Genomic DNA, 25755 nt, shown 5'->3' with positions numbered 1-25755 from the left:
AGTCAGATAATTCTGCTTCCAGGAGCCGGCGGCCTCCCCGGGATCTCACTTGCTGCACCTCCCAGCGGGAGGCATGCCCAAGATACAAGGAGCCGATTCATCGGCGATCCGCGCCCCAGGCGCGGCCCGCTCGCGATAGATCAGATATTCAACGCCCGCCCACCATCGACCCGAATCACCTGCCCCGTCGTGTAATGCGCATCCATCAACAACCAGCGCACCGCTTCCGCAACGTCCTCCGGCTCGCCCTTGCGAGCCAGAGGGGTCTTCGCGATCAACGCTTCCGCGGCCTCTTCCGGCTTGCCGGATGCAGGCCAGAGGATGGCGCCCGGCGCAACGGCGTTTACCCGCACTTCCGGTGCGAGGTCCCTGGCGAGTGCTTGCGTCAGCATCACGAGTGCGGCTTTCGCCATCGAATAGACCGTGTGACCGGCAAGTGGACGCTCGGCGTAGATGTCGACGATGTTGACGATCGCCCCGCGTGCTTCGCGAAGCGCCGGCGTTGCGGCTTGCGCGAGGAAGAACGGCGCGCGCGCATTTGCGGCGAAGAGATCGTTCCAGTGTGCGGCGGTGGTTTCGCCGATGGGCGTCGGATAGAACGCCGAGGCGTTGTTGACGAGGCCATCGAGTCGGCCGAAGTGGGCGAGGACAGAACCCACGAGCGCGCCGGGCGTGTTGTCGCTCTCGAGCGCCCCCGGAAACGTGCAGGCGCTGTCGGCGCGGGTGGCGTTCAGCTCCTGCGCGAGGGCGTCGGCTTCGGCGGCTGAGCTTCGATAGTGGATGGCGACGGCGCAGCCCGCGGCGTGCAGGTGCCGCACGATGGCGGCACCAACGCGGCGTGCGCCTCCGGTGACCAGAATGACCGGCTGCTTGTTCATCGCGACTTCCTGTTCAATCTGCGGGGAGCTTGCCGCAAATGGGGGCGCGCGTCACGTCGCGGTTTTTGGCTTGCGCGCGGTGGTTTTTTTGGCGGTCGCACGGCGGGCGGTTGTTTTCTTTGCGGTTTTTTTTGTGACGGGTCGCGTCGCTTTAGGGGCCTTGGCCGCAGCGGTCTTGCGCGCAACGGCTTTCTTGGTGGTGGCGCGCTTCCGAGTGGCGGCGGGCGTGGTCTTGCGGGTCGCCGACTTCGTGCGGGGCTTATCGCCGGCGGAGCCGGCTCCCACACGAGTGGCGGCGGAGCCGGCTCCCACAGAGGCTTTCTTGCCGGGCTCGCTGCCGTCGGGATCGTTGTCGATATGAATTTCGCCACTGAAGAGGTCGATAGCGGTTTTCGCGACCTGGCCGGTGTCGTAGTAGGCGTAGGCGCCCACACCTAGTGCGCCCACGACCGGGAGCCAGCGCGAAATGCCCTTGCCGACGGCGCGCTTGGACACACTTACGCCGATGCGGCCGGCCAGGCGCTGGAGCACGCTGGTGGCCGTGGTGCGGAAGACCAGGCGGTCGCCGACCCGAATGGCCACGTCGCGGAAGGCCTGCGCGGCGGTATGGCGGAACAGGCACCACAGCATCTGCTCGCGGCCCAGCTTCGGGGTCTTTCCGTAGGCGGCAGCGATATCGCTCACCAGCTGACCCTGGATCCGCCAGATGGCCACGAGCTCGGGCAGGACGGTAAGCCAGCCCAGCGGGCCTGGGGGCAGGGCGAGTGAGCCGGCCGTGATGGCCGCCTTTTGTGCGGCGGACGACGCCAGGCGGCGGCATTCCTCGGCGGCGTCACCCTTCACCCGGGGCACATCGCTATCGGGAATGCGGCTGACGAATTCGAGGATTGCCCTGGCGACGGGACTTTCACCCCGGTCGGCGGACACGGGAACGATCTCCTGCGAGGTGGAAGAAGCGTCCTTTTTGGCCATCGGTCTCTCCGGGCATGCGATGGGAGCCATCGTCGCGTGGGCCACGTGAGTCCGCCATGAAGCGAAAGGGCCGCGAAACCGCCTGGCGCGGATAGTGACTTCCGACCGATGCCCCCCATCCCGCGCTTTCGTTATGATACGTTATAACATCGCTACCCCAAGAAGAGTCCCCGATGACCCCCGCACGCCTCGCGCTCTGCATCGCCCTTGCCCTGTCCGCCGCCCCTGCTTTTGCGGAAGACACCACCGACACCACTGACCCGCGGAAGGCCACGAACCTTGGCGAAGTAGATGTCACCGCGCGACTGGACGAGGCGCGCAACAGTCTTTCGCCGGACACGGGCAGCAGCCAGTACGTCATGGACCGCCAGACGATCCAGGCCTTGCCGCTCGGCGACTCCACTCCGCTCAACCAGGTGATCCTGCAAGCGCCCGGCGTGGTCCAGGATTCCTACGGCCAGCTTCACGTGCGCGGCGACCACGCGAACCTGCAATACCGCATCAATGGCGTGCTCATTCCCGAAAGCATCGGCGGCTTCGGCCAGACCCTCGATGCGCGGATGATCGACAACGTGAAGCTGCTCACCGGTGCGTTGCCCGCGCAGTACGGCGAGCGCACCGCGGCCATCGTCGACATCACCACGCGCACGCCGAAAGACGGCGTCGGCGGCAGCGTTGGCGTCACCGGTGGCCAGTTCGGCACGCTGAACCCGAACGCTACCCTGTTCGGGAAGTCGGGTGACTGGAGCTGGTTCCTGACGGCAAACTACCTCGAGAATGACGTCGGCATCGAGAATCCCACCGCCAGCCGCAAGCCGATCCACGACCACACCAACCAGGTGAAGGCGTTTGGCGACGTCTCGTACCTGATCAATAACGACACGCGCCTGAGCTTCATGTTCGGCGTCACCAACAACCGCTTCGAGATCCCGAACAATCCGGGCCAGACGCCCACGTTCGGCTACCTCGATGTGACCAACTTCGATTCGGCCCAGCTCGACGAGCGCCAGCAGGAGAAGACGCGGTTTGGCGTCCTCAGCCTGCAGGGCAAGATGGGCTCGACGGCGTACCAGGTGTCGGCCGGTGAGCGCTACAGCAGCCTGGATTTCACGCCGGACGACATCGGCGACCTGATGTTCAACGGTATCGCCTCCGACGTGCGCCGCGCCAATCGCGCCACGACCCTGCAGGCCGATTTCTCCACGCCGCTGGGTGATAGCCACACGCTGCGCTACGGCCTGTACGGTTCGTTCGAACGTGCGTCGTCCAGCAACGATTCGCTGGTCTTCCCGGCCGATGACGATGGCAACCAGACCTCGACCACCCCTCTGAACATCGTCGACTCCAGCCGCATCCTCGCGCGCACTTACGCCGTGTACCTGCAGGACGAATGGAGCATCGGCGACAAGTGGACGGTGAACTACGGCGTGCGCGGCGATCGCTACGAGGCCTTCCGCACCGAGAGCCAGCTTAGTCCGCGCCTTGGCCTGGTTTACCAGGCGACCGACAGCACCACGATCCACGCGGGTTACTCGCGATACTTCACGCCGCCGGCGAGCGAGCAGATCAGCCCGACGTCGATCGCGAAGTTCGTCGGCACGACCAACGCGCTGCCGGATAACGGCAGCGATACCCCGCTGGCCGAGCGCTCCAGCTACTACGACGTCGGCATCTCGCAAAAAATAGGCGACAAGCTGACCGTGGGCCTGGACAGCTACTACCGCCGCGTCTCGCGTATCCAGGATGAAGGGCAGTTCGGCACGGCGCTGGTCTACTCCACCTTCAACTACGACCAGGGCCGGATCAAGGGCGACGAGCTCACGGTGAACTACACCGACGGCGCGCTCACGGCGTATTTTAACTTCGCGTACAACCGCTCGGTCGGCAAGCGGATCATCACGGGCCAGTACAACTTCAGCCCGGACGACCTCGCCTACATCTACAACAACTACATCCACCTCGATCACGACCAGAAGTACACCTCGTCCGGCGGCGTCAGCTACGCCTTTTCCGAAGGCACGCGCGTCGGTGCGGACTACCTGTTCGGCTCGGGCCTGCGTCGCGATGGCGCCGTGCCGAACGGCGATACGCTGCCGGGCTACTTCCAGCTCAATCTCAGCGTGGCGCACGACTTCGACCTGACCAGCATCGGCAAGACCCATGCCCAGCTGGCCCTGGTCAACGCGCTGGATCGCACCTATGAGATCCGCGATGGTTCCGGCATCGGCGTGGGTGCGCCGCAGTTCGGTCCGCGCCGTGGCGTATTCCTGTCGTTGCAACAGGATTTCTGATCGGCCCCGATGCCGCGCTCCTGAACGTGGGCGCGGCATCCGTTATCCTGATGGCATGAACGCCAAGCTTCCCGAACCCGGCGCCGATGAGCGCGCCCACTCCGATCACCTCTGCGCTCTGCTGCGCGAGGAGATCGCCTCCCACGGGCCCATGCCTTTCTCGCGCTTCATGGAGCGCTGCCTGTACACACCGGGCCTCGGCTACTACAGCGCGGGCAAGGCCAAGTTCGGTGGGGATGGCGACTTCGTCACCGCGCCGGAAATCGGCACGCTGTTCGCCCGTTGCGTGGTGCGTGCGCTGGAACCGGTGCTCGCTTCGCTGGGCCCCGACGCCGACTTCCTCGAGCTGGGCGGCGGTAGCGGCGCCTTCGCGGAAGCCGCCTTGCTGGCCCTCGATGCCGCCGGTCGCCTGCCGCGTCGTTTCATGATCCTCGAACCCAGTGCCGACCTGCGCGAACGCCAGCGCGAGCGGCTGCATGCCGCGTTGCCGGCGGAGCTTTTCGCTCGCGCGGCGTGGCTCGACGGCCCACCCGAGCAGGACTGGGACGGCGTGCTCTTCGCCAATGAAGTGATCGACGCCTTGCCGACCACCCGCTTCACGGTTCGCGACGGCGAGGTCTACGAGGAATATGTCGTCCTCGACGGCGATGGGCGCTTCCATCGCACGGATCGGCCGGCCGATGCGCTGGTCAGTGGCGCCGTCCGCCATGTCGAGCGTGATCTGGGTCGTGACTTCGAGAACGGTTACCGCACGGAGATCCTTCCGCAGTTGCCGTACTGGATGCAGGCGGTCGCCGGCTCACTTCGCCGTGGCGCGATGTTGTTCGCCGATTACGGCTACACGCGCAGCGAGTTCTATCTGCCGGAGCGCACGGACGGTACCCTGCGTGCGTTCTATCGGCATCGCATGCATGGTGATGCGTTCTACCTTCCCGGCCTGCAGGACCTTACCGCTTCGGTCGATTTCACCAGTCTTGCCGAAGCGGGCAACAACGCCGGCTTCGGCGTTGCCGCGTACATGCCACAGGCGCCGTTCCTGATTGCCGCCGGCATGCAGGAGTTCTTCGAGAACGACTACCTGATGCTCACCGACGAAGCCGCGCGATACCGCCTGGCCCAGGAAGTGAAGAAGCTGACCTTGCCCGAGCAGATGGGTGAGCGCTTCCAGGTGATGTTGTTTGCTAAGGACATCCCGGCGTCGGCACTGCCCGAAGGTATCCTCGCTGCCGACCAGGGCTCGCGGCTCTAATCGGGAAATGTAGGAGCCGCTTCAGCGGCGATGCTCTTTGCTCGGTAGGAGCCGATTCATCGGCGATCCCGCGGCAGCGGGCCAGGTTGACGTGAGCACCCATTCGCCGATGAATCGGCTCCTACAACGAGCCCGGCTTCGGCTTTGGGACCGCCGCGATGGCCTGGGCCTGGGCTTTCTTCATGGCTTCGCCGATGGCGGGGCCGTGAAGGCCCTGCTCGACGAAAGGCTGCGAGGTGATGGTGGCCGCAGCTTCGCGACAGGCCCGGAGGAAATCCGCCTGCGGGTAGGGGGCGTCTTCGCTGCCCAGCCGCCCCTGTTTGTCAGCCATGCAGGCAAGCAGGAAGGTTTCGAGACGCTCAGGCCGGCGTAGCGCGGCCAGCGCGTCGAGCAAACGCAGGATGGTCGTTGGCTTCAGCTCGAATGCCATGTGTGCGTTGAGATGGTGCTTGCAGACCAACTCGGCCATGGACGCGTAGTCCACCGGTACCTTCAGCCGTGCGGAAATCGCGCGTACGGGTTCGATGCCACGCTGCTCGTGCATGATGTGACGCGGCAGTACGTCGGCGGGGGTCAGTGCCTTGCCCAGATCATGGGTCAGCGCACACCAGCCCACCAGCGCATCGCCCGGTGCGAGCCGCGCGGCGGCGTCGAGCACCAGTTCGATGTGGATGCCGGTGTCGACCTCCGGATGAAACTCGGGACGCTGTGGCACGCCATACAGCGCATCCACCTCCGGAAACAGCACGCGCAACGCGCCGGCCTGGCGAAGCACGCGGAGGAATTCCGACGGTGCGGGTTCGGCCAGTGCCTTGCGTGTTTCTGCCCAGACGCGTTCCGGTACGAGGTGATCGATCTCACCGTCGTCGACCATGCGACGCATCAGTGCCATGGTCTCCCCGGCGACGCGAAAACCGAGCGGCGCGTAGCGGGCGGCGAAGCGTGCCACGCGAAGCAGGCGCACCGGGTCTTCGATGAAGGCGTCAGACACGTGGCGCAGTGTGCGCGAGGCGATATCCGCCACGCCGCCGAAGGGATCGACCAGACCGCCGTCTTCATGCTGGGCGATCGCATTGATCGTCAGGTCGCGACGTTCGAGATCCTGTTCCACGGTAACAGTCGGGTCGGCATGGAACGCGAAGCCGTGATAGCCGCGTCCGGTCTTGCGCTCGGTTCGGGCGAGTGCGTATTCCTCTTTCGTGCTGCCATGAAGGAAGACCGGGAAATCCTTGCCCACGGCCTTGTAGCCGGCGGAAAGCATGTCTTCGGGCGTGGCGCCCACGACAACCCAGTCGCGATCGACGACGGGGCGGCCCAACAACCGGTCGCGGACAGCGCCGCCGACGAGATAGATATCCATGGGGGCGTCAGGGCCGGCGGCGCGCGCGAGCTTCGTCGAGACGACGCTGGCGGATGGGTTTGCCAAGTAGCCTGGGTAGCCACGCGGAGAAGGACTGCGGCACGATGCCGAGTTGGGCGAGCCCGTCGACCTTGCCGACCGAATCGGTGCGCAGGGTGCGGAAGTTGTCCGGCGTGAACGGCTTGCCCGGCACGAACTGGGCGAACTGCGCTTGCAGCTGGCCCAGCGCATCGGGCATCGGCAGGACCCAGCGCCGGCGACCGCGCGCGTCGCGAATGGCACGCACCATGTCGATCAGCGACCAGGTTTCGCGGCCATAGAGTTCGAAGGTCCGCAATACCGAGATCTTCGGCTCCGCGACCGCGCGTGCCATGGCCTCGACCACGTCGCCGACATACACCGGTGCGATCTTCGCGTTGGGGCGGGGCAGCGGCATGGCCGGGGCGAACGACAACAGTTTGTCGAAGCGCGAGACCAGGCCGTCGTCCGGCCCGAATATCGTGCTCGGCTGATAGATGGTCCAGTCGAGCGTGGAGGTCCTTACCAGGGCTTCGGCCTCACCGCGGGTGCGCAGGTAGGACGAGTGTCCCTGGCCCGCCTTCAGGGAGCTCATCTGGTGCAGACGGTGCACGCCCGTGTCGCGGCAGGCGTCGACCAGCAGGCGCGTCAGTCCTACGTGCACGCGTTCGAACGTGTTACGACCACTCTCGTTGAGGATGCCGACAAGGTTGATGACGGCATCGGCACCGGTGATGTAACGGCGCAGCGTGGCCGGGTCGTAAACGTCGGCGCTGACAAGGGTGACGTTGCGGCCGACAGCACGGTCTCGCCGGCCTTGCCTGTTGCGCGAGAGCAGGATCAGTTCATGCCCGTCTGCGGCCAGTCGCGGTATGAGCGTGTCGCCGACGAAGCCGGTGCCTCCGAGAATGACGATCCGCTGGGTTTTCATGGCTGGGCGTCCGGTGCGCCGGGTGCCGAAGTCGCTGCGGCCGGCGCCGGCTGCAAGACAGCGGGGGCCGCCGGAGCGGCGACGGTTGCGCTGCGGGCCGCGGCGGGTGACGGGCACATGACCGGTTTGCGAACGGCACCGGTCGAGGGCAGGGAGTAGGTGCTGCCGATCCGGGTCATGCGCGAGCTGATGGCCAGGGCATTGCCATGGAGGCGCCAGTCGTAGATCACCGCGAAGGCCATCACCCGCGCGACGTATTCGCGGGTTTCCTTATAGGGAATGCTGACGACGAAGAGGTCGGGATCCAGCGTGCCGCGTGCGGTAAGCCACTGGTCGACCTTGTTCGGGCCCGCGTTGTAGGCCGCACTGGCGAGCCAGGGCGCACCGCTATAGCGCTCCGCCATCTGGGCGAGATAGCGCGTACCGAGAACGATGTTGGTGCTCGGGTCATACAGGCTGTCGCCGCCGGACCAGGAAAGTCCATTGCGCTTGGCCACGAGAGCGGCGGTGCCGGGAAGTAGCTGCATCAGCCCACGCGCGTCCGCACCGGACCGGGCGTCCGTCATCCACGCGCTTTCGGCACGGATAATTGCGTAGGCCCAGGGCGCTTCGATACCAGCCTGGCTTGCCTGCTCCACCACGCCGTCCTGTCGGGCCAGGGGAAAGCGCTGTTCGTAAAGGCGCAGGGCATCGCCGGACGACAACCCGAAGACAGCGCGGTCATACCATCCCTTGCGGAACGCAAGGTCGGCGGCGAGACGCTGGGTGTCGGCATCGCGGCCGGCAAGTGCGGCCGTCCATTCGCGTCGGCCCAGCTTCTGCAAGCCCACCGCATAGAGTTCGAAGGCGCGGTCGACACCCGGTTCGGCGAGCAGGGCGGCCTCGCGGCGCTCGTCGGTGGCCATGGTCGAAGGGCAGATGGCGTACGCGGTATCGATGCGGTCGGCGGCGAGGAATCCGAAGTAGGTCGCCTCCTGGGAAACCGATTGGTACAACGCCTTCGCTTCACCCTGTCGACCCAACCTGCCGAGCACCAGGGCGCGGAAATAACGCCATTCGCCGTCGTCCTTCTGGGCTTCGCCCAGGGCGTCCAGCGCGGCCAGCGCCGCCGTCCAGTCCTGTCGCGCCAGCGCCACGCGCACGCGCCACTCGCGGGTGGCGTCGGTCTGCGCGCCGGGCGGAAGGGCGGTAAGACGGTCCAGCGCCGACTCATCGAAATCCGTCGCATGGAACAGTGCCAGCGCATTCTCGATCGCTCCGCGCTGCTGTTCGCTCAACGTGAAATGCGAGGACAACGAACTCCACGCGCCATCCGCCACCGTCGACTGTTTGCGCGCCATGCGCTGCAAGGCCAGCGTCACGGCCTGCCGATGCCGAGGCGTGTCGGGCCAGTTCGCCGCGTCACGCAGGGCGGTAGTCGGATCGTTGAGGGCCTGGGCGATACGCTGCGCCGCGATAGCATCATCTGCCGGCAGCCACGGTGCCAATGCGGCGATCGTTCCGCCCTTGCCGGCGTCCGCGGCGACCTGGATGCGCGACCACAGGCGCTCGGGCGTCAGCAGGCCCTGGTCGTGCGCGGCCGACAGCACCGGGTCGCAGGCATTGGGCAGGCTGGCCTTCTTCCACAGGTCGGCCATGTCGCGCTCGAAAACCAGTGGCTCGCCGCGCGAGAGCCTGGCCTGTAAATCGAAGCAGGTCAGCGCATCGCCGAGGCCAGGCTGGTACATCGCGCTGAAGGTGGCCCAGTCCTTGCGACGCGCCAGTTCACCGAGGAAGTCCCGGCGCAGGTCGGCGGCGGGGATCATGCCGGGGTAGCGCGCCAGATAGGCATCCACCGGGGCGCGGTCAAGCGTGCGCAGGTCGTGTTCGAGCGACGCCGCTTCCAGATAAGGAAACAGCACATAGCCTTCGAGGCCCGTCGACTGTGCGCGCCAGGCATCGCCGCCCTGCTGGGCCACGGCGTAGGCCTGACGGAACCGGGCGCGCTCGGCGTCGTTACCGCTTGCCGAGGCGGACACGGAGGCGGCAAGCCCGCAGACGGCGAGGACGAGTCCGCCAAGCAGGCGGAGGGGGCGGTCGACGCGTCGTGCTGCCGGGGCGGATGCCATGCGGTCTTCCTTTACGGGATACGGGGAGGTGCCCACCGATTGTAAGGGAAGGTGGTGCGCAGGTCGGATGAACGGGGCCACCACCCGGAATCGCCCTGACGCCTTCGGCCCGTTAAGCTTATGGGATGCCGCCCCTCACGCCCTACGCGCGCCTCGCGCGCCCGCTCGCATGGATTGTCCTTGTCGCCGCCGCCATCTTCGGTGCCGGTTACTGGTGGACACTCGGTCGCCCGATAGCGCTTCCGGATTCGCCCACCACGCGGATCGCCTGCGTTTCGTATGCACCCTTCCGCCTCAAGGGCGAGAACCCGATGGACCCCCATGCCTTCGTTTCGCGCGAACGCGTCGAGGCGGACCTCAAGGCGCTCTCCACGCGTTTCGACTGTGTGCGCACCTACGCGATGAACCAGGGCCTGGAAGCCGTGCCGGACATCGCCGGGCGCTACGGCATGAAGGTGCTGATGGGCGTGTGGCTGGGCCGGGATCCGGTCGCCAACGAACTACAGATCAAGCTCGCCCTGGAAGCGGCCCGGCGCGATCACGACACCTTGCGTGGCATCGTCGTCGGCAACGAGGTGCTACTGCGTGGCGAGCTGTCGCCGAAGGCACTTGGCGAGTACATCGCCCGGGTGAACGCGGCGACCGACGTGCCGGTGACTTACGCCGATGTCTGGGAGTTCTGGAAGAAGCATCCGGAGCTGGCCAAGGACACCGACTACATCACCATCCACATCCTGCCGTACTGGGAAGATGAGCCGGTCGCGCCAGTCGACGCCGTGCGCCATGTCGCCGATGTTTACCAGGCCATGAAGCGCGAGTTCCCCGGCAAGGCGATCATGATCGGCGAAACCGGCTGGCCGAGCCAGGGACGCACGCGCCGTGACGCGAGCGCGAGCCTGGTCAACGAGGCGCGCTACATGCGCGAATTCCTCAACTATGCCGCGACGGTCGACATGCCGTACAACGTCATCGAGGCGTTCGACCAGCCATGGAAGCGTGACCTCGAGGGCACCGTCGGTGGCTACTGGGGCATCTTCGATGTCGACGCCAATCCCAAGTTCGCCATGCAGGGACCGATCGTCGAAGAGCCTCGCTGGACCTGGGCGATTGGCGCCGGCGGTGTCGGCGCGCTGGTGTTCCTGCTGTGCGGTGCGTTCCGCCGTCGCTGGCATGGTGCATCGGGCTGGCTCGCCCTGGTGCTCGCCGGTTTCGCCAGTGGCACGGCGTTGGCCGCTCACGCACGCCTGCTGCTTTTCTCCAGCCGCAATGAGGTGGAATGGGCGACGGGCGTGATCATCGGCGTGCTTGCACTGCTGACCGCGCTCTCGTTGTCACGCGCTGTTGCCTCGCGCCTGGCCTCGCCGGTGAACCCCGCGGCGATCGCACCGCATCCGGTCGAACGTCGGCGTCTGGGCATCGTCTGGTCGGACGCGTTCACGCCGCAACGCTTCTTCTGGATGTTCGTGCTGGCGCTTTACGGCATCCTGCTCGTCTTCAACGGTCGCTATCGCGACTTTCCGATCGGACTGTTCGCGCTGCCCTGCGTGGGCTTCCTGCTGCTCTCCATCCTGCGCACGCGCGAGGACATACTCATGCCGCTGGTCGAGGAGCGACTGCTGGCCCTCTGGATAGCCGGACTCGGGGTCGCCGTGGTGGTGCAGGAACTGGGCGCGAATGCCGTGTCGTGGGGTTGGATGCTGCTCAACCTTGCGCTGGCCTTGCCCGTGCTGGCTGCCTGGTACCGGGCTCGGCGCGACTGAAAGTAACGCGGTGCGCCAGTGCGTCAGTGCGCCGGGATAGCCGTCAGGCGGCGGCAATCTGCTGACGGTCGTACTGCAGGCGAGCCAGTCGCAGTGCGCCGATCAACAGCGCCAGGGCACCACCCTCATAGCAGTACAGCTGGAGCGCGATGACGCCGAAGCTCGCCGCGAGCACGGCGGCTGTTGTGTTGCGCCAGAACAGGGCCACGAGTGCCATCAGTACGGCGGCATAGCCGTATCCGTAACTGAGGAAGCCCTGCACGACGAGCGTACGCGTTCCGCACCACCACGGTCCGTTGCTGCCCTCGCAGACGTGCGCCATGTCGGACGGCTCGATGAAGCCATACCGAAGCCACGCCGCGGCTAGGGCGACAACGACGATGACAGCCCAGGGCAGGGCGGCGCGCAGGCTGGGTTTCATGGAGCGGATTACCTCGGTCGGGATGCGCCGGCTGCCTGGGCCAGTGCCAGGGGCAGGCGGATTTCGGCGGCAAGCGGCAGATGATCGGAGAACGCACGGGGTAATGTCCACGTGCGCTCGAGCTTGATGTCCGCCGAGGTCAGGATATGGTCCAGCGCACGCCGTGGCTTCCAGCTCGGAAACGTGAGTGTATTGATGATCGGCATCTGCAGCGCCGTCTTGTCGAACAGCACGCGCATCTCGGGACTGGTCGGCTCCGTGTTGAGATCGCCCATCAGCACGGCGTGCGGATAGGGAGCAAGCAACTCGGCGATGAAGGCGAGCTGGCCCATGCGTGCTGCCGCACCAAGCGAGAGGTGGGCGACGACCATCACCAGTGCGTCGGGGCCTTCGCCAAATCTTACGAAAAGTGCCCCGCGCCCCTTGATCCGGCCCGGCAGCGGGTAATCGATCACTTCGGTCGGTTCAATCCGGCTGAGCAGGCCGTTGGCCGAGTGCGCGACACGGGCCATCGGCCGGTTCGGCTGGTGGCTCCAGAACGGCATGCCCGCCGCTTCGGCGATGTAGCGTGTCTGGTTGAGAAATCCGGAACGCAGGCTTCCCGCATCGGCTTCCTGCAGGCCGACCACGTCGAATTCATGAAGGAGCTCGGCCAGCGAATCGAGATTGGCCAGCTTCGATCGTCCCGGCAGCACGGCGTTCACACTGCGCGTGACGTAATCGCTGTAGCGCTGGACGCTGGCGCCAGCGAGGATGTTGCAGCTCAGCAGACGCAGGGTGCGCTCGGGAGCGGGGGACGGATTCGGCGAGGAGCGGGTCATGGGTTTCGCGATGGTTACCACGTCGGGCCGTGACGGCTGAGGATGCCCCCCGCCGTGTGAACGGGGGGCATCGGAAGCGGCCGAGTGACTTACTTGCCGCCCTTGAGTTCCTTGTCCACGAGGGACAAGGTCATGGCGTTGAGTTCGTCGAAGTCCTTGAAGTCCTTGGGGCGGTACTTGCCGTCCACAATGATCGCAGGGGTGCCGTCGACGCCCCACTTCTGGATCAACTTGCCGTCGGCAAGGATCCGCTGGCGGATCGCATCGTCCTTGGTGGCCGCGTCGATAAACCTGGCCTTATCCAGGCCGTAGTTTGCGGCATACCAGTCAGCCAGCTCCTCGATGGTGCGAAGCGGATAGTGATCGGTGTGGATGGCCTTGAACAGCGCCGCGTGCGCCTTCGGATCGACCTTGAGCTTCTGCGCGGCGTAGTAGGCCTGCGCATACGGCAGCCACGCGTCATTGAAAGCCGCAGGGATGGCGTGGAACACCACGCCCTTCGGCAGCTTCTTTTGCAATTCTTCGACCGTCGGTTCGAAATGCGCGCAATGGATGCAGCCATAGGAGAACACTTCAACCACTTCGACCTTGCCATCCTTCGGGTCGAGACGCTGTGGCGTGGCAATCGTGTCGTACTTGCCGGCATACGGGTCCGCGGCCGGATCGGCCGGACCCGCCGAGCAGGCGGTGGCCAGGGTCAGGCCGACGAACAGGAGCGAGAGACGCTTGAACATGAAAATCTCCGGGAGAGGTCGAGAACGCGGTTACTTACCCGCGGCTTCCTTGCTGACGAGCCACTGGGTGAGCTCGACGGCCTGCGGATAGCCGCCGGCGCTGCTAGGCGACAGGCGGTACTTGCCGTTGACGATGATCGCCGGCGTCCCATCGACCTCGTAGGCGCGCACGAGTTCATCCGCGCGCTTCATCTTGGTGTTGATGGTGAAGGAATTGGCGGTGGCGACGAAGTCCTCCGGCTTGATGCCGAACTTCGTATACACCTTGGCGACGTCGTCGATGGTCGGCCAGGCGGACTGCGGCTTCCGTCGCTCGGAGCTGCTGTCCATGATGCTCAGTTCGCCCTTGTTCACCGCATCGAACATGGCGTCGTGGCTCTGCTTTGCGACGCCGAGTGCCTGGGCGGTGAGGAACGCGCGCTGCAGTAGTGGCCAGTTCTCGTCGGGCCGGAACGAGGCGGGCGTGTAGGTCATGACCGCGCCACGGGGCAGGTCTTTTGCCAGCTGCTCGACAAGGCCGTTGAACTGGTAGCAGAACGGGCAGCCGTAGGAGAACACCTCGGTGACTTCGATCTTGCCCGGCGAGCTGGTCGGCTGGGCGGGATCGATGCGGAAGTAGTTCTTGCCCTCGACCCATTTGCCGTCATCGACGAAGGGCTTGGGGGCGGGGCGGTTGGCGTCATCGGCATCCGTTGCCGGAGTCGCTGCGGTGGCGCCGGCCGTGCTGCCCGAAGCGGCTGGCGCAGCGGTGGCAGCTGGAGCCGGCGCCGGTGCGGCGGGGGCCGGGACGGTGGCGGCGGTAGCGGGAGGAGTCGTCGGGGTCGCAGCGGTGTCGTTGTTACCGGAGCCGCAGGCCGCCAGACCGATCAGGGCGGCGCAGAGCAGGGGAAGGCGCAGTCGCATCAGGGATTCCTTTTCTAACCTTCTAAACGAGAACGGGCCCGAAGGGGCCCGTTCGATCTTCCAACTTTAACGCCATCAGCGTGTCGCGGGTGCGTCCGCGTCATTCGTGTGCAGGCCTTCGATATAGCTGGCCAGCGCGGCGATGTCTTTCTCGTCCAGCTTCTGCGCGATCGAGGGCATGATTTTCGCGTGCGCGTCGTCGCCCCATGCGGTGCCATCGTGCCAGGACTTCAGCGTAGCCTCGATGTACCTGGCGTGCTGGCTCGTCAGCTGCGGGTACATGGCACCCGGGTTGCCGCGTCCGTCAGGACCATGACAGGCCATGCAGGCGGGAATGCCGCGAGCGGTATCGCCTTCGCGGTAGAGCGTCTGGCCCTGATCGACGAGGGCCTTGTCGGCGACGCCCGGCAGTGGCTTCTGCTTGGCGAAGTACGCGCCGATGTCGTGCATGTCCTGCGGCGAAAGCGGCGCGGCCATGCCCATCATGATCGGGTTCTGGCGCTTGCCCGCCTTGAAGTCGGTGAGCTGGCGGACGATGTACTGCTCGCTCTGCCCGGCCAGGCGCGGGTTCTGGGCATCGGTCGAGTTGCCGTCCATGCCGTGGCAGGCACCACAGGCGGCGGCCTTGCCCTGGCCGGCCGTGGCATCGCCCGGCTTGACCGCGGCGGTCGCGTCGGCTCCGGGCGTGCCCGCAGGGACGGTGGCCGTCTCGTTCGTCGGCATGCCCGGCGTGGCCGGATCCGTCGCCGGATTCGCCCCTGGCTTCGCTGCGGTGGTCGCCGGCGCCGGCGCGGGGGCCGGTTTGGCGGGTGCTGCGGTCTGGGCCGCGGCTATGTTCATGACGAGCATCGCGGTGATGGCAGCGGCGGCGTGCCGAAACTTCATAAGTCTCTCCAAGGGGGATGCTTCTGGATCGGGCGCGCTTCCCCACGCGCCGCAACCAAAAGATTATGAAGGGCGCGGGAGAGCCGGGTCAAACCACAGGCAGCGCGCGGGGGCGTGGTATCGCATACACTGCCCGACCATTGTTTTTCCCCGCCCGGCGGGCTATCCCCTCCATGTCTTCCAATCCGCTCAACGGCGCCACCTTCGTGTTGGCCGCCCACGAAATCGTCCAGCTGCCCTTCGACCAGGGTGCCGAAGTGGCCTTCGCCGGGCGTTCCAACGCCGGCAAGTCGAGCGCGCTCAACGCGCTGACGGGTCATAACGCGCTGGCACGCACGTCGAAGACGCCGGGGCGTACCCAGCTGATGGTCGTGTTCGACCTGCCGCGGCTGAAAGTGGAAGGCGCCGAGCCGCTCGATAGCCGGCTGGTCGACCTTCCCGGTTACGGCTACGCGAAAGTGCCCGAGGCCATGCGCAAGCACTGGCGCGGTGAGATCGATGCCTACCTGAAGATGCGCCGTAGCCTGCGCGGCATCGTGCTTATCGTCGATATCCGCCACGAGCTGAAGGAGTTCGACGCCACGATGCTGCAGTTCTGCGCCGACACCCAGCTGCCGTGCCACGTGCTGCTGACCAAGGCCGACAAGATTTCACGCAGCCAGGCGCAGAAGGCGCTGGACGCCATGCGCAAGCATTTCCGCGACAACAACGTGCCGGGTACGGCGCAGGTCTTTTCCTCGAGCGCCAAGACCGGCGTCGAAGAGGCCCGCGCACGGGTCATGCAGCTACTGGCAACGCCGCGACCGCACGAGCTCTGACCACGGCTGCCTGGCTCAGGCCAGGGTCGCCATGAAGACGCGGCAAAGCGCTTCCATGCCTTTGCGGTCTTCGTCGTCGAAGCGCGCGACGGACGGGCTGTCCACGTCCCACACGCCAAACAGGCTGCCGTCGGCCTTGACCAGCGGCACCACGATCTCCGAATTGGACGCCGCGTCGCAGGCGATGTGACCGGCGAATTCGTGTACGTCCCTGATCAATTGGGTTTGCAGCGTCTGCGCGGCCGTACCGCAGACGCCACGTCCGATCGCGATGCGGATGCAGGCCGGCTTGCCCTGGAACGGACCGACGACAAGCTCCTTGCCGTCGAACAGGTAGAAGCCCGCCCAGTTGATGTCCGGCACGGCGTCGAAGACCAGGGCAGCGAAGTTGGCGGCGTTGGCGATCATGTCCGGCTCGCCGGCAAGCAGGCCCTGGGCTTGCTGCGCCAGCTCCGCGTACAGGGTGGCTTTGTCGTCGGTGGCGATGGCCTTGGCTTCGAACATGACGGTATCCGGTGAATTCGGTATCTGGGACCGTGTATGGTGCCACGTCCCCGCCCCCGCAAGGCTCCAGGCCCCATGTCACGACACTTCTTCGTGGCCGGTACCGACACCGGCATCGGCAAGACCCACGGCGCGCAGACCCTGGTCTACGCGTTTCGCGAGACCGGCGAGCGCGTCGTCGGCATGAAGCCGGTGGCCAGCGGATCCGCCCGGCATGCGGATGGCCTGCGCAACCAGGACGCACTCGACCTGCAGGCGGCAAGTTCGCCGCCGCCACCGTATGAGCTGGTCAATCCCATCGCGCTCGAGGAGGCGGTCGCACCGCATCTGGCGGCGGCGCGCGCGCAGCGACCCATCGAGTGGCCGCCGCTCGACGCGGGATTTGCCGCACTCGCCCGCGACTACGACCGGGTGATCGTCGAAGGCGTCGGTGGCTGGATGGTGCCGTTGGGAGAAGGCATGTCGACCGAGGACATACCGCGTCGCTGGAACCTGCCGGTGATCCTGGTGGTCGGTATTCGCCTGGGCTGCATCAGTCACGCGCGACTGACCGCGCGGGCCATCGAGGCGGACGGTTGCCGACTCGCCGGCTGGATCGCCAACGTCGTTGAATCGGACATGCCGCTGCGCGAGGAGAACATCGCGACCTTGCGCGACCTGCTGCCCGCGCCATGCATTGGCGTGCTGCCGTATCGCGTGGCGCCGCGCGATGCGGCGCTGCTGCTCGATCTCGAGTTGCTCGGCTGACGGCAAATTCACACCCACCGGCTTAACTAAGACGCCATGACGACCTATTTCCTCTCCGTAAAAGACATGAGCAAAGCGAAAGGACCCGACCCGGAGCTTTCCTTCGAAGGCATCGGCCCGGAAAAGCTGGCCGCCGATATCGCCGATGCCATGCGCAGCGACAACCTGTTCCAGCGCTGGCGCGCCAAACAGCCGGAGCCGGACGAGGTCGACCCTGGCCTCGGCGTTACCGACGCAAGCGCGTCGGCCAGGGGTGAGCTGTCGAACGACCGTACGGACGTGCAGCTCAGCACCAACCTGCCCATGCGCATCGTCAAGCACCGCCTGAACCTGCTGATCGGTTCGAGCTGGGAGCTGCGCGACACCCGTTGACCCCCTGGCCCATCCCCTGACCGATGGCGGTTGTCCTCGGTGGCCTCGCGCCGCTAGAGTCGCCGCTTTGCTCACCGTCAGGGATTCGCTGCCCATGCTGAAGGTCCGTAGCCTCGTGATCGCCACTTCGATCGCCCTCACCGCCGCGTGCTCGTCGTCGAACGACGCCGACAAGCCTGCCGCACCCGCACCCGCCGGCTCCGCTCCCGCTTCGGCGACGACCGCGGCCACGGCCGCCGCCCCGGCTGCGCACGTGAACCCGCTGCTGACCCAGAGCGAGCTGCCGTTCCAGGCGCCGCCGTTCGACAAGATCGTGGATGCCGACTTCCAGCCGGCCATCGAAGAAGGCATGAAGCAGCAGCTGGCCGAGGTCGAGGCCATCGCCAATTCGGCAGACGAGCCGAGCTTCGACAACACTATCGTCGCTCTGGAGAAGTCGGGCGTGCTGCTCAAGCGCGCCCAGAACGTGTTCAGCGCGCTGACCGGCGCCAACACGAACGACACGCTGCAGAAGGTCGACGAAGACGAATCGCCCAAGCTCGCCGCACATAGCGATGCGATTTATCTCAACGACAAGCTCTTCAAGCGTGTCGAAGCCCTCTATGAAAAGCGCGATTCCCTCAAGCTCGACCCGGAATCCGCTCGCCTGCTCAAGGTGACGTACGACGACTTCGTCCATGCCGGTGCCAAGCTGTCCGAGGCCGACAAGACCAAGCTGAAAGACCTCAACAAGGAAGAGTCGACCCTCAGCACCAAGTTCACCAACCAGCTGCTCGCCGCGAGTAAGGCCGGCGCCCTGGTGGTCGACGACGCGAAGGCGCTCGACGGTATTTCCGAGGGCGACATCGCGGCCGCCACTGCGGCAGCGAAGGATCGCAAGCTCGACGGCAAGTACGTCATCACGCTGCAGAACACTACCCAGCAGCCCGTGCTGCAGGGCATGAACGACCGCGACACCCGCGAGAAGCTGTTCAAGGCTTCGTGGGAGCGCGCTGAGCACGGCGACGCCAACGATACGCGCGAGATCATCACGCGCATCGCCCAGCTGCGCGCCGACCGCGCCAAACTGCTCGGCTTCCCGAACTACGCTGCGTGGAAGCTCGACGACCAGATGGCAAAGACGCCGGCCGCCGCCGAGAAATTCATGGAGCGCCTTGTGCCGGCCGCGGTCGCCCGCGCCACCGCGGAGTCGAACGACATCCAGCAGGTGATCGATCAGGAGAAGGCGGGTTTCCAGGTCCAGGCATGGGACTGGGACCACTACGCCGAGAAAGTCCGCAAGGCGAAGTACGACCTCGACGAAGCACAGATCAAGCCGTACTTCGAGCTGGACAACGTGCTTCAGAACGGCGTGTTCTACGCGGCCAACCAACTGTACGGACTCACGTTCAAGGAGCGCAAGGACATCCCGGTGTACCAGCCGGATGTGCGCGTGTTCGAAGTGTTCGACAAGGACGGCACCTCCATGGCGCTGTTCTATTGCGACTACTTCAAGCGTGACAACAAGAACGGCGGCGCGTGGATGAGCAACTTCGTCGACCAGTCGAAGCTGTTCGGCACCAAGCCGGTGGTCTACAACGTCGCCAACTTCACCAAGCCGGCGGCCGGCCAGCCGGCGCTGCTCTCGTTCGACGACGTGACGACCATGTTCCACGAGTTCGGTCACGCCCTGCACGGCATGTTCGCCGCGGCGCAGTACCCGTCGCTGTCCGGCGCGAACACCGCACGCGACTTCGTCGAGTTCCCGTCGCAGTTCAACGAGCAGTGGGCTTCCGATCCGAAGGTGTTCGCCAATTACGCGAAGCACTACCAGACTGGCGCCCCCATGCCGGACGATCTGGTCGCCAAGATCAAGAAGGCCAAGAGCTTCAACCAGGGCTATGCGATGAGCGAGCTCATCTCAGCTGCGCTGCTCGATATGCAGTGGCACATGATCGCCCCGGGCGCACCCAGGCAGGACGTCGACAAGTTCGAAGCGGACGCCCTGAAGAAGGCCGGCTTCACGCTTGCCCAGGTGCCCCCGCGTTACCGCTCGAGCTACTTCCAGCACATCTGGGGCAACGGTTACGCTGCGGGCTACTACGCGTACCTGTGGACCCAGATGCTCGATTCCGACGCCTTCGAGTGGTTCAAGGAACACGGCGGCCTGACCCGCGAGAACGGGCAGATCTTCCGCGACAAGATCCTCTCGCGTGGCAACACCGAGGAGCTCGGCAAGCTCTACCGCGACTTCCGCGGCAAGGAGCCGAGCATCGAGCCGATGCTGAAGGATCGTGGGCTGAAGTGAGTTGCACGGGTGGACGATGCTTCGCGTCGTCCACCCGATGCCCCGGGGTTAGATGGAATGAAGGACCAGGTGGTCGAGCGCAAGCCGGGCACCCGTCCATCGAATGCCTTGAATGCTCTTGCGTGGATCGCGCTCCGTGTAACTCAGGCGCCGCGTGCCACCCGCCGCATCGATCGGCGTTCTATGCAATGTGTCGAATTCATCACCGCTGAGGAACTCGATCAGTGAGGCGTCCGGAGCACTCGGATCGGGTATGACGGTGAGTTCGAGCGTGTTCCTGCGCGTTGTGAAAATGACGGCAACCTCGTTACCCACCGACAAGTCACTGGTCAGGACATGATCGGTGGGTTCGCCGCCTTCTGCTCGTGCGACTTTGATTGCACCTTCCCCGACGATGATGAAGTACTTCGGCTGGACGATCAGGTCGGGTACCGCGCCGAGTGCGAGTTCGTCGAAATCGACCTCCTCCACGCTCGAGTCGACCGGCGAAAGCATCTCGATGTCGTCAACATATGTCCCGAGAGGCATCTGCAGGGACACCCCATCGAACGCACCGCCCGAGGGCAGGCTCATCCCGAGACGGACCCGCTGTCCGCTTCGGTCGTGGTACACCGTGAGCGCCATGAGTGAGGCGCTGTCTGCACCGAGTAATGTGGCGACGGTCACGGTGTCGGCGAGGCCGGGCGGCGCTACGAGGGTGAACGTGATGCTTTTCCTCGGCCGCTTGAACCAAAGCGAAAGCGAGGTCGTTCCGTCACCTTTGACGATCCCAAGGTGGAGCCCCAGCGTGGGAATGGCCGGGTTCTCGTAAGCGAATGCCGCCGTCGTATGAGCATCTGTCTGCACGCGGAAATAGGTCCGATCCCTGGTTTCTCCGGGTGCGATTTCACCGGGGCTGGCATCGTCGAAGTCATCGATGTCCGGATCTTCGGCGGGACGCAGTACCTTGATTAGTGACGCTATCCGCTTCAATGAGGCGGACGATGTTCTTGGTGAATGGGTCATGTCGTTCATCCATGAGGTGGAGAGTATCTTGCTAAGGCGTTAGGCTGATCCGCGAGATCTGCAGCAAGCCGCCGCGCCAGAGAATGCCTTGGACCTCGTTCAACGGATCGGCGTGGTAGTCCAGGGTTGTCGAAAACCCACCGGCATCCCCACGTAGTCCTTGCAAGGGGCGGCAAAGGTTGAACGAGTGAAGTTCCCCAAGGCCCGGCGATTTCTGGCGCGGCGAACTGAGGAACGTGATGCGGGATTCCGCTGCCCCATTGGGAACGCGTACATCGCAGCGCACGCGTCTAAAGGCATGGTGGAAGATGAGTCGGCATTCGTTATTCCTTCCGAGCGTACCCGTCACCATGAAGCCCTTGTTGGTCTGCTCCAGGATGACATCGGCGCTCGCCGCCAGGATCATCATTCTCGGCAGCTCCAGCATCTCGCCGGCCCTGATCGTGCCGGGAGAGGCATCCAGGAAGACATCGTCCAGCGGACCCGGTGCAAGAGCCCCGAGTTCGACGCTATCGCCTTTCGGCGTCGTCATGAACGCCAGCAGGCGCTCGGTCTCGCGCGCCGGCCCAGGGCGAGGCCGCCTTCCGGGCAGGGACGGGGGTGTGGATTGAACGGCTGGTGCAGCGGATGTAGCGGACATCTGCGACGTCATGTCACGGCCCTCCAGGATGGATGGGCGCCGAGTTCCGGTCGGCGCGATGTCCTGCCAGAAAGCAACAAAAGGCTCCGCTTGGCAATATAACTTTCGTTGTAGGCGTCGCTTGCGGGGCTGCAGGGTGCCCTGTGGGAGCCGCTTCAGCGGCGAAGAGACCTCGGCGTCGCCGCTACGTTGGCTTCTCGCCGCTGAAGCGGCTCCCACAGGAGGGCGGCGTTATTCGCCGATGGTCAACAGCGAGGCATTACCACCGGCAGCCGTGGTGTTGATCGTGAGCGTGCGCTCACCGGCGAAGCGAAGCAGGTAGTGCGGGCCACCGGCCTTCGGGCCGGTGCCGGAGAGACCTTCGCCGCCGAACGGCTGCACACCGACCACCGCGCCGATCTGGTTGCGGTTGACGTAGCAGTTGCCGACGCGTGCGCGGCTCTGGATGTAATCGATGGTGTCGTCGATGCGGCTGTGGATACCGAGCGTGAGACCGAAGCCGGTCGCGTTGATCTGCTCGACCACCTTGTCCAGCTCCGAGCCCTTCCAGCGGATCACGTGCAGCACCGGGCCGAACACTTCGCGGGTGAGTACGTCGAGCGAGGGGATCTCATAAGCGCGCGGACCGAAGAACGTACCGTTCGCGGTGGCGTCGTTAAGCGGCACTTCGCCGATCTTCTTCGCTTCGACGTCCATGCGCGCGGCGTGGTCGACGAGGATCTGCAGTGCGTCGTTGTCGATCACCGGGCCGACGTCGGTCGAGAGCAGACCGGGGTCACCGATCTTCAGCTCGGCCATGGCGCCGGCGAGCATCGCGGTGACCTTGTCGGCGATATCTTCCTGCACGAACAGTACGCGTGCGGCCGAGCAACGCTGGCCGGCGGACTGGAAGGCCGAAGCGATCACGTCCTTGACGATCTGCTCGGGCAGCGCCGACGAGTCGGCGATCATCGCGTTCTGGCCACCGGTCTCGGCGATCAGCGCAGCGATGGGCGCGTTGCGTGCGGCGAGCGCGCGATTGATTGCCCAGGCGGTGTCGGTCGAACCGGTAAAGGCGACGCCAGCCACGCGCGGATCGCGCGTGAGTGCGGCACCGACGGTGGCGCCGTCGCCCGGCATGTACTGCAGGACGTCGGTCGGCACGCCGGCGGCGTGCAGCAGCTTCACGGCGGCGTAGCCGATCAGCGCGGTCTGCTCGGCCGGCTTGGCGATGACGGCGTTACCGGCGGCGAGCGCCGCAGCCACCTGGCCGAGGAAGATCGCCAGCGGGAAATTCCAGGGGCTGATGCAGACGAACACGCCGCGGCCGTTGAGGAACAGCTGGTTGCTCTCGCCGGTGGGGCCGGGCAGCTGTTCGGGCTGGCCGAACAGGCGGCGCGCCATGGTTGCGTAGTAACGCAGGAAGTCGGCGGCTTCGCGGATTTCCGCGATGGCATCGGGCAGGCTCTTGCCGGCTTCGCGCACGCACAGCGCGATGAACTCGGCGCGGTTGTGCTCAAGCTGCTCGGCGGCGTGCTCGAGAATCGCCGCGCGGCTGGCGGCCGGCAGGCGGTCCCAGGCGGGCTGCGCCTTCACCGCGGCCGAGAGGGCGCGATCGACCAGGGCCGGGTCGGTGTTCTCGACCGTGCCGACGATGCGGCGGCGATCCGACGGATCGGTCACTTCGACCTTCGTCCCACCTGTGGCTCCACCGGCGACCAGCGGGGCGGCGGTCCACGGACCGCTGTGACGGTTGACGGCGTCGGCGAGCTCGTGGAGCTCGTTGTCGTTAGCGAAGTTCATGCCCATGGAGTTCTTCCGAAGTTCACCGTACAGATTGACCGGCAGGGGGATGCGGGGATGGGGGATGGAGGCGAAGGCACGCACCGTCTCGCACGGATCGGCGACGAGGTCGCGCACCGGCACGCTCTCGTCGACCACACGGTTGACGAAGCTGGTGTTGGCGCCGTTCTCGAGCAGGCGACGCACGAGATAGGGCAGGAGGTCTTCATGCGTACCCACCGGCGCGTAGACGCGGCAGGGCACGTTGAGCTTGTCCTTGCCGATCACCTCGGCGTAGAGATCCGCGCCCATGCCGTGCAGGCGCTGGTTCTCGTACGGACGACCCTGGGCCAGGTGGTTGATCGCGGCAATCGTATGCGCATTGTGCGTGGCGAACTGCGGGTACACCGCGTCGCCGCCGGCAGCGAACAGACGACGTGCACAGGCGAGGTAGGAGACGTCGGTATTCGGCTTGCGCGTATACACCGGGTAACCGGTCAGGCCGTTTTCCTGTGAGCGCTTGATCTCGGCGTCCCAGTACGCCCCCTTGACCAGGCGCACGAACCAGCGACGGCCGGTGGCGCGGGCTTTCTCGGTGACCCAGTCGATGACGAAGGGTGCGCGCTTCTGGTACGCCTGGATGACGATGCCCAGGCCGTTCCAGCCGTCCAGCGACGCGTGCTCGAAGACATCACCGATGATGTCGAGCGAGAGCTCGAGGCGGTCGGTCTCTTCGGCGTCCACCGAGAGCGCGATGCCGTTCTTGAAGGCCAGCTGCGAGAGCTCGAGCAGCTTGGCACCGAGCTCGATGCGTGCGCGGGCACGGTTGGCCACTTCGTAGCGCGGGTGCAGCGCCGAGAGCTTCACCGAGATCGACGGTGCTTCGAGATTGCTCTTGAACGGGCCGCGGGCACCGAGTGCGTTGATCGCGTCGCGGTAGTCCTGCTGGTAGCGCTCGGCCGTTTCCTGGGTGAGCGCCGACTCGCCGAGCATGTCGTACGAGTAACGGTAGACCGCGTGTTCCTTCTCGGCGGAACGGTCCAGCGCTTCCTTGATGGTGCGGCCCATGACGAACTGATGGCCCATGATCCGCATGGCCTGGCGCACGGCGAGGCGCACGACCGGCTCGCCCGCGCGGCCAACGAGGCGGCGCAGGGCGGAAGTGAAGTCGTGGCGGGTCTCTTCGGCCAGGTTCACCAGATGGCCGGTGAGCATCAGGCCCCAGGTGGACGCGTTGACGAACAGCGACTCGCTCTGGCCCAGGTGCTTTTTCCAGTCGGCCTCACCCAGCTTGTCACGGATGAGTTTGTCCGCCGTTGCTTTGTCGGGGATGCGCAAGAGCGCCTCGGCCACGCACATGAGCAACACGCCTTCCTCGGAGGAAAGATCGTACTGGCGCATGAAGGACTCGACCGCGCTCTGGTCCTTGGCCCGCGCGCGGACGCGCGAGACCAGGCCGGCGGCGACATCGATGACGTGTTCGCGCTCGGTCGGGGGCAGGGTGGCCTGGACCAGGAGGTCGTTGACGGCCTCGGTTTCGTCGCGCAGCCAGGCGGCCGTGATACGCGCGCGCGCCGGCTCGGCGCCGGTCGGGAGTTCGGGACGGAGGATCGATGGGTTCACGGGGAGGTGGGCGACGTGGGAAGACCTCCCATTGTAGGGGAGCGCGGCCCCGGGTGCGTGTTGCATAGCGGGAGGGCGCCCCGCGCTGCGCCGCCTGCGACATCGCGTCCCTTTCCAACCTTGCCGCTTTTTGACCAGCGCCCTATCATCCGTCGGGTTCCAGGCACGCTGGACTTTCCATGAACGTGCTTCGACCGACCGTCGCGGGTCAGCCGCGCGTGTTGTGGCTCAAGCCCAACCGCGCGCTGGACAAGCTCGGTCTGCGTCGACTGATCATGGGTCTGGCGGTGATTGCCCTGGCGACGGCGTCGTTTGGCGCGTGGCAGGGGAATGTCTTCGCTCCCGTGTTCGCCCTGATCGAAACCTTCGTCGTGGGGTTCGCGCTTGGCGCGGCCTGGAAGGCTGGCGACAGGGGTGAACGTATCGCCATCGGGCCGGATACGCTGGAGGTGAGGGTCGTGCCCGGACGCCGGGTACAGCGCTTCCAGACGTATTGGGTCCGGGTGGGTCTGGCGCCGGGGGACGGACGCCAGCGTCTGTTGCTCAAGTCACACGGCAGCGAGCTCGAAATCGGCGCCTTTCTCGGGGAAGAGGAACGGGTCGAGGTGTCAAGGAAACTCATGGTGCTGCTGGCCGAGGTCTCAAGCCAGTCGCGCAGGTAGGTTCA

Annotated in this window: 22 protein-coding genes; 8 read left to right on the top strand and 14 right to left on the bottom strand. The window is 65.7% G+C overall.

All coding sequences use genetic code 11. The features are described from left to right. Nucleotides 1-140 precede the first annotated feature (140 nt). A complete protein-coding gene (locus tag C8J98_RS21200; RefSeq protein ID WP_107915828.1) occupies nt 141-878 on the bottom strand; it encodes a pteridine reductase in 738 nt (245 codons plus the stop codon). A gap of 51 nt (nt 879-929) precedes the next feature. After that, nucleotides 930-1850 carry an EcsC family protein gene (locus tag C8J98_RS22425; protein ID WP_233260328.1) on the bottom strand — a complete coding sequence of 307 codons (921 nt, stop codon included), beginning with the start codon at nt 1848-1850 and terminating at the stop codon, nt 930-932. A 173-nt stretch (nt 1851-2023) separates the two neighbouring features. Here C8J98_RS22425 and C8J98_RS21190 point away from each other — a divergent pair, with 173 nt between their 5' ends. Beyond that, nucleotides 2024-4141, top strand: coding sequence for a TonB-dependent receptor (locus tag C8J98_RS21190; RefSeq protein WP_107915826.1), 2118 nt, complete (start codon nt 2024-2026; stop codon nt 4139-4141). A gap of 55 nt (nt 4142-4196) precedes the next feature. After that, nucleotides 4197-5390 carry an SAM-dependent methyltransferase gene (locus C8J98_RS21185; RefSeq protein WP_107915824.1) on the top strand — a complete coding sequence of 398 codons (1194 nt, stop codon included), beginning with the start codon at nt 4197-4199 and terminating at the stop codon, nt 5388-5390. Between the two features lie 121 nt (nt 5391-5511). Here the strand turns inward: C8J98_RS21185 and C8J98_RS21180 are convergent, their stop codons facing one another. The 3 genes from C8J98_RS21180 to C8J98_RS21170 are packed head-to-tail and all read right to left on the bottom strand — an operon-like array spanning nt 5512 to nt 9807. Beyond that, entirely contained in the window at nt 5512-6750 is a 1239-nt protein-coding gene (locus C8J98_RS21180; protein ID WP_107915822.1) for a multifunctional CCA addition/repair protein, read from the bottom strand. A 7-nt stretch (nt 6751-6757) separates the two neighbouring features. Next, nucleotides 6758-7699: a complex I NDUFA9 subunit family protein gene (locus C8J98_RS21175; RefSeq protein ID WP_107915820.1), complete on the bottom strand. Its 942-nt coding sequence runs from the start codon at nt 7697-7699 to the stop codon at nt 6758-6760. Further along, nucleotides 7696-9807, bottom strand: coding sequence for a transglycosylase SLT domain-containing protein (locus C8J98_RS21170; RefSeq protein WP_107915818.1), 2112 nt, complete (start codon nt 9805-9807; stop codon nt 7696-7698). The genes C8J98_RS21175 and C8J98_RS21170 overlap by 4 nt, the downstream gene beginning before the upstream one ends. A gap of 125 nt (nt 9808-9932) precedes the next feature. On the opposite strand from C8J98_RS21170, the gene C8J98_RS21165 reads away from it, so the two are divergent. Then, nucleotides 9933-11567 (top strand): glycosyl hydrolase family 17 protein, encoded by a 1635-nt coding sequence (locus C8J98_RS21165; RefSeq protein WP_107915815.1) that lies wholly within the window; start codon nt 9933-9935, stop codon nt 11565-11567. A gap of 43 nt (nt 11568-11610) precedes the next feature. Here the strand turns inward: C8J98_RS21165 and C8J98_RS21160 are convergent, their stop codons facing one another. From C8J98_RS21160 to C8J98_RS21140, 5 genes are all read right to left on the bottom strand, one after another. Further along, entirely contained in the window at nt 11611-11988 is a 378-nt protein-coding gene (locus C8J98_RS21160; RefSeq protein WP_107915813.1) for a hypothetical protein, read from the bottom strand. Nucleotides 11989-11996: 8 nt separating this feature from the next. Beyond that, nucleotides 11997-12809, bottom strand: coding sequence for an endonuclease/exonuclease/phosphatase family protein (locus C8J98_RS21155; protein ID WP_107915811.1), 813 nt, complete (start codon nt 12807-12809; stop codon nt 11997-11999). Between the two features lie 89 nt (nt 12810-12898). Further along, on the bottom strand, nt 12899-13543 hold the full coding sequence (locus C8J98_RS21150) for a thiol:disulfide interchange protein DsbA/DsbL (protein ID WP_107915809.1): 645 nt from the start codon (nt 13541-13543) through the stop codon (nt 12899-12901). Between the two features lie 30 nt (nt 13544-13573). Beyond that, complete coding sequence (locus C8J98_RS21145) at nt 13574-14446, bottom strand: thiol:disulfide interchange protein DsbA/DsbL (protein ID WP_107915807.1); 873 nt, start codon at nt 14444-14446, stop codon at nt 13574-13576. 75 nt (nt 14447-14521) lie between these two features. After that, complete coding sequence (locus C8J98_RS21140; protein WP_233260327.1) at nt 14522-15331, bottom strand: c-type cytochrome; 810 nt, start codon at nt 15329-15331, stop codon at nt 14522-14524. A 173-nt stretch (nt 15332-15504) separates the two neighbouring features. Here C8J98_RS21140 and yihA point away from each other — a divergent pair, with 173 nt between their 5' ends. Beyond that, entirely contained in the window at nt 15505-16149 is a 645-nt protein-coding gene (gene yihA / locus C8J98_RS21135; protein ID WP_107915805.1) for a ribosome biogenesis GTP-binding protein YihA/YsxC, read from the top strand. 15 nt (nt 16150-16164) lie between these two features. Here the strand turns inward: yihA and C8J98_RS21130 are convergent, their stop codons facing one another. Further along, a complete protein-coding gene (locus tag C8J98_RS21130) occupies nt 16165-16653 on the bottom strand; it encodes a GAF domain-containing protein (protein WP_107915803.1) in 489 nt (162 codons plus the stop codon). A gap of 75 nt (nt 16654-16728) precedes the next feature. Between C8J98_RS21130 and bioD the strand changes: the two genes are divergently transcribed. The 3 genes from bioD (at nt 16729) to dcp (ending at nt 20059) form a co-directional block, all read left to right on the top strand. Continuing rightward, nucleotides 16729-17400, top strand: a complete 672-nt coding sequence (gene bioD / locus C8J98_RS21125; protein WP_107915801.1) for a dethiobiotin synthase — start codon at nt 16729-16731, stop codon at nt 17398-17400. Nucleotides 17401-17436: 36 nt separating this feature from the next. Then, nucleotides 17437-17772, top strand: a complete 336-nt coding sequence (locus C8J98_RS21120) for a hypothetical protein (RefSeq protein WP_107915799.1) — start codon at nt 17437-17439, stop codon at nt 17770-17772. 94 nt (nt 17773-17866) lie between these two features. After that, nucleotides 17867-20059 (top strand): peptidyl-dipeptidase Dcp, encoded by a 2193-nt coding sequence (gene dcp / locus C8J98_RS21115; protein WP_107915797.1) that lies wholly within the window; start codon nt 17867-17869, stop codon nt 20057-20059. Between the two features lie 48 nt (nt 20060-20107). Here dcp and C8J98_RS21110 read toward each other — a convergent pair whose 3' ends face one another. From C8J98_RS21110 to putA, 3 genes are all read right to left on the bottom strand, one after another. Next, nucleotides 20108-21064 (bottom strand): hypothetical protein, encoded by a 957-nt coding sequence (locus C8J98_RS21110; protein ID WP_146171693.1) that lies wholly within the window; start codon nt 21062-21064, stop codon nt 20108-20110. A 31-nt stretch (nt 21065-21095) separates the two neighbouring features. Beyond that, on the bottom strand, nt 21096-21716 hold the full coding sequence (locus tag C8J98_RS21105; RefSeq protein WP_146171692.1) for a hypothetical protein: 621 nt from the start codon (nt 21714-21716) through the stop codon (nt 21096-21098). A 219-nt stretch (nt 21717-21935) separates the two neighbouring features. After that, the gene (gene putA / locus C8J98_RS21100; RefSeq protein ID WP_107915791.1) at nt 21936-25088 is read right to left on the bottom strand and encodes a bifunctional proline dehydrogenase/L-glutamate gamma-semialdehyde dehydrogenase PutA; all 3153 of its coding nucleotides are present in this window, start codon (nt 25086-25088) and stop codon (nt 21936-21938) included. A 179-nt stretch (nt 25089-25267) separates the two neighbouring features. On the opposite strand from putA, the gene C8J98_RS21095 reads away from it, so the two are divergent. Continuing rightward, nucleotides 25268-25750: a DUF2244 domain-containing protein gene (locus tag C8J98_RS21095; protein ID WP_199229981.1), complete on the top strand. Its 483-nt coding sequence runs from the start codon at nt 25268-25270 to the stop codon at nt 25748-25750. Nucleotides 25751-25755 lie beyond the last annotated feature (5 nt).

The organism is Luteibacter sp. OK325, from assembly GCF_003050935.1.
Taxonomy (GTDB): Bacteria; Pseudomonadota; Gammaproteobacteria; order Xanthomonadales; family Rhodanobacteraceae; genus Luteibacter.
The sequence above is the reverse complement of the archived record's forward strand: the minus strand, read 5'-3'. Positions and strand labels throughout refer to the sequence as shown.

Bases quoted from the DNA above. Each gene is read 5' to 3' on its own strand.
- C8J98_RS21160 (WP_107915813.1), bottom strand. From the start codon at position 11,988: ATGAAACCCAGCCTGCGCGCCGCCCTGCCCTGGGCTGTCATCGTCGTT.
- C8J98_RS21130 (WP_107915803.1), bottom strand. From the start codon at position 16,653: ATGTTCGAAGCCAAGGCCATCGCCACCGACGACAAAGCCACCCTGTAC.
- C8J98_RS21155 (WP_107915811.1), bottom strand. From the start codon at position 12,809: ATGACCCGCTCCTCGCCGAATCCGTCCCCCGCTCCCGAGCGCACCCTG.
- C8J98_RS21190 (WP_107915826.1), top strand. From the start codon at position 2,024: ATGACCCCCGCACGCCTCGCGCTCTGCATCGCCCTTGCCCTGTCCGCC.
- C8J98_RS21105 (WP_146171692.1), bottom strand. From the start codon at position 21,716: ATGACGTCGCAGATGTCCGCTACATCCGCTGCACCAGCCGTTCAATCC.
- dcp (WP_107915797.1), top strand. From the start codon at position 17,867: ATGCTGAAGGTCCGTAGCCTCGTGATCGCCACTTCGATCGCCCTCACC.
- C8J98_RS22425 (WP_233260328.1), bottom strand. From the start codon at position 1,850: ATGGCCAAAAAGGACGCTTCTTCCACCTCGCAGGAGATCGTTCCCGTG.
- bioD (WP_107915801.1), top strand. From the start codon at position 16,729: ATGTCACGACACTTCTTCGTGGCCGGTACCGACACCGGCATCGGCAAG.
- C8J98_RS21180 (WP_107915822.1), bottom strand. From the start codon at position 6,750: ATGGATATCTATCTCGTCGGCGGCGCTGTCCGCGACCGGTTGTTGGGC.
- yihA (WP_107915805.1), top strand. From the start codon at position 15,505: ATGTCTTCCAATCCGCTCAACGGCGCCACCTTCGTGTTGGCCGCCCAC.
- C8J98_RS21110 (WP_146171693.1), bottom strand. From the start codon at position 21,064: ATGACCCATTCACCAAGAACATCGTCCGCCTCATTGAAGCGGATAGCG.
- C8J98_RS21200 (WP_107915828.1), bottom strand. From the start codon at position 878: ATGAACAAGCAGCCGGTCATTCTGGTCACCGGAGGCGCACGCCGCGTT.
- C8J98_RS21120 (WP_107915799.1), top strand. From the start codon at position 17,437: ATGACGACCTATTTCCTCTCCGTAAAAGACATGAGCAAAGCGAAAGGA.
- C8J98_RS21150 (WP_107915809.1), bottom strand. From the start codon at position 13,543: ATGTTCAAGCGTCTCTCGCTCCTGTTCGTCGGCCTGACCCTGGCCACC.
- C8J98_RS21165 (WP_107915815.1), top strand. From the start codon at position 9,933: ATGCCGCCCCTCACGCCCTACGCGCGCCTCGCGCGCCCGCTCGCATGG.
- C8J98_RS21175 (WP_107915820.1), bottom strand. From the start codon at position 7,699: ATGAAAACCCAGCGGATCGTCATTCTCGGAGGCACCGGCTTCGTCGGC.
- C8J98_RS21095 (WP_199229981.1), top strand. From the start codon at position 25,268: ATGAACGTGCTTCGACCGACCGTCGCGGGTCAGCCGCGCGTGTTGTGG.
- C8J98_RS21170 (WP_107915818.1), bottom strand. From the start codon at position 9,807: ATGGCATCCGCCCCGGCAGCACGACGCGTCGACCGCCCCCTCCGCCTG.
- C8J98_RS21140 (WP_233260327.1), bottom strand. From the start codon at position 15,331: ATGAAGTTTCGGCACGCCGCCGCTGCCATCACCGCGATGCTCGTCATG.
- C8J98_RS21185 (WP_107915824.1), top strand. From the start codon at position 4,197: ATGAACGCCAAGCTTCCCGAACCCGGCGCCGATGAGCGCGCCCACTCC.
- C8J98_RS21145 (WP_107915807.1), bottom strand. From the start codon at position 14,446: ATGCGACTGCGCCTTCCCCTGCTCTGCGCCGCCCTGATCGGTCTGGCG.